Genomic DNA, 440 nt, shown 5'->3' with positions numbered 1-440 from the left:
AGTGCCGGGCCTTCGGGCGATCGTCGAGAGGCGCGAGGCGCCGGTCAGTAGCGGTAGTGGTCCGGCTTGAAGGGGCCGTTCTCCGACACGCCGATGTAGCTCGCCTGATCGGGGCGCAGCTTCGAGAGCGTGGCGCCGACCTTGGCGAGGTGGAGCGCAGCGACCTTCTCGTCCAGCGCCTTCGGCAGGGTGTAGACCTGCCGCTCGTACTTTCCGGGGTTGGTCCAGAGCTCGATCTGGGCGAGCGTCTGGTTGGTGAAGGACGCCGACATCACGAAGCTCGGGTGGCCGGTGGCGTTGCCGAGGTTCACGAGGCGCCCCTCCGAGAGGAGGATGATGCGGTGGCCGTCGGCGAAGGTGATCTCGTCGACCTGCGGCTTGATGTTCGTCCACTTGAGGTTCTTCAGGCCGGCGACCTGGATCTCGTTGTCGAAGTGGCC

1 protein-coding gene is annotated in these 440 nt (G+C 66.4%); it reads right to left on the bottom strand.

Annotated elements, in window-relative coordinates; genetic code table 11:
- Positions 1 to 44: 44 nt before the first annotated feature.
- Positions 45 to 440, bottom strand: a 396-nt coding sequence (locus RAD16_RS41360) for an adenosylhomocysteinase (protein WP_458163727.1), incomplete at its 5' end; no start/stop codon positions are given.

The organism is Bradyrhizobium sp. 18BD (assembly GCF_054185225.1).
This window is presented reverse-complemented; position numbering and strand designations above follow the sequence as displayed.